The organism is Sedimenticola hydrogenitrophicus (assembly GCF_025175675.1).
GTDB classification, from domain to species: domain Bacteria; phylum Pseudomonadota; class Gammaproteobacteria; order Chromatiales; family Chromatiaceae; genus Sedimenticola; species Sedimenticola hydrogenitrophicus.
In genome coordinates this window covers 1-2,101 of record NZ_JANIOA010000091.1, presented here as the reverse complement: position 1 = coordinate 2,101, position 2,101 = coordinate 1, and the positions used below count along the sequence as shown (strand labels likewise).

Below are 2,101 nucleotides of genomic sequence, written 5' to 3'. Positions count from 1 at the left end.
AATCTGGTAGGAGGTAGCCCGAAGGCTACCCCCTCCCTACAGAACGGTACGTACCGGCCAGGTATACCGCTCTTCGATCAGTAACCGAGCCATCAGGCCCGGGAGAAAGCAATCGTGTAATCATGCAGGAACACTAACTTTAGCTCCCTGAACCAGTCCAGGTTCATCACAAACCGCACCGGACGCCTCATCACCGATTGCCATCGGTTCATCTTGATCCAGACCCGATGCGCTTCTTTTGGGTCAAAACCCGCCCTGATCATGATCCGTTGGAATTTTCCGGGCTTCTTCCATTTCTTCAACTGTATCGATCTCAGCCGGCTTCTAATCCAGGCGTCGAGGTCTCGAAACAGGTATTTGAATTCATGAACCCCAAAATAGCCAACCCAGCCTCGCAAGTATTTGTTCAGCTCTTGGATCACTTGGTACATCGATAGCGGATTGTTCCTGTGTGTCAGTTCCCGGACCCGGTATTTGAATCGGGTTTGTGCTTGGTTGCTGACCCGGATCTTGCCCATAAGGATCTGAAATCCCAGAAAGGTAATCTCCTTGATCGGCGCCACCCTGCTCTTCTCCCGGTTCACCGGGAGTCCGAGGACTTCCTCCAGATACGCTACCGTTCCCTTCATTACCCGTTGGGCGGCTCGCTCCGATCTCACTACGATCACGAAGTCATCCGCCCACCGACAGTACCCCAGGTTTCTCTCCTCCAGCTTGTGGTCCAGTTCATTCAAGACAATGTTGGAGAGCATCGGGGAGAGTGGTGAGCCCTGCGGACAACCTTTATTCGTTTCCTCCAATTCCCCGTTCACGATGACCCCTGCTTTCAGAAGCCTGGCAAGCAGGGTTACAAACCACTCGTCCGCCACTTTGCGACGGATCAGTCGCAGTATGAGCCCGTGGGGTATCTCGTCAAAGAACGACTTCAGGTCGACCGCTACCGCCCATTCTTTCCCTTCTTTCACCAGCCCCTGTAGATGCCGTATGGCCTGATGCTGGCTCCTGCCCCAACGAAAGCCGAAGTTGGATTCGGTGAATCCCGGATCGAAGCACTCTTCCAGTACATAGTGCATACTCGTGCCCACGATCCTGTCCATGACCACCGGTATCCCCAGCTTCCTCTGCTTGGATGTCCCGGGTTTGGGGATCAGTACCCGCTTGGCCGGTTGAAAACGGTAGTTCCCTGACTTGAGCTTGTCGTGAATCAGCGCCAGGAGGGATTCTTCCCGCTGCGCAAATTCCTCTACCGTCATCTGGTCTATTCCCGCTGCCCCGGCGTTCTTTCTAACCTGTTGCCATGCCAGCTGCAGGCGTCCCGGTTCATAGACCTTCACCAACACGTCGCTTACTTTCATCTCGCTTTCTCCGTGATCTCTCTTAACACCGAGGATTGCCGGTCTGGCGGGGCCACTTGGCCTGGACCGGACAACCTGCATAACCCCGGTGCGTTCGCACCGGGGTATCGCCTGGCGATTCGGTTGTCCCTGTTCGATTTCTGGTCCTCATCCGTCACAGCTCTGTATCGGCTCCTCTATGCGATCACTGCCACCTTTCGTTCACGACTTTCCCCATCCCGGTGACACCTCCGGAATGGCCAAGCGGTGGCATGCTGACTTTTTTTTTCAGCATGTTGATCCCCTTCTGCCTGGTCTCCAGGGTTTTCTCCTCTACGCTGTTACCAACGTTTCATCGGCCCTGAGTCTTCGGTACTACCCGTGAATCTGCCGCCCTCTGTCCCTCCTCGCTTCGGGGTCTCCTCGTCGATTCGGTTTTCTGTCGTCTCTGGCAACATCAACGACAGGACAGGAGGGCTTCCCTGGGTAAGACGCACCACCTCCCCATATCCCGTCCGGCTTCATGTCGGTTCAGTTCTCCGGATATCTGGCCTCGCCTAGTCACGCCGGCTCGACCCCTCCCCAACACCATGTAGCCGGTTCGCTGTTCGCTACGTACACGGGTTCTGCCTCATGCTTCCTTCAGACACCCCGTTTCCGGTAATGCCCTTGCCTTGTCGGCGTCGTCCTTCCGTCCGGTAACGGCGGACCATATTGTCCCAGGCTTAGCCTGGAACGGCGGCCTGTGCGTCATGCCAGGCACACGT

General features: G+C 56.0%; 1 protein-coding gene. It reads right to left on the bottom strand.

All coding sequences use genetic code 11. The annotated features are described in order from the left end of the window. Positions 1–92 precede the first annotated feature (92 nt). Entirely contained in the window at positions 93–1,355 is a 1,263-nt protein-coding gene (ltrA, locus tag NPX02_RS21005) for a group II intron reverse transcriptase/maturase (RefSeq protein WP_260296019.1), read from the bottom strand. Positions 1,356–2,101 lie beyond the last annotated feature (746 nt).

Coding starts and splice junctions, on each gene's coding strand:
- ltrA (WP_260296019.1), bottom strand. CDS start 1,355: ATGAAAGTAAGCGACGTGTTGGTGAAGGTCTATGAACCGGGACGCCTG.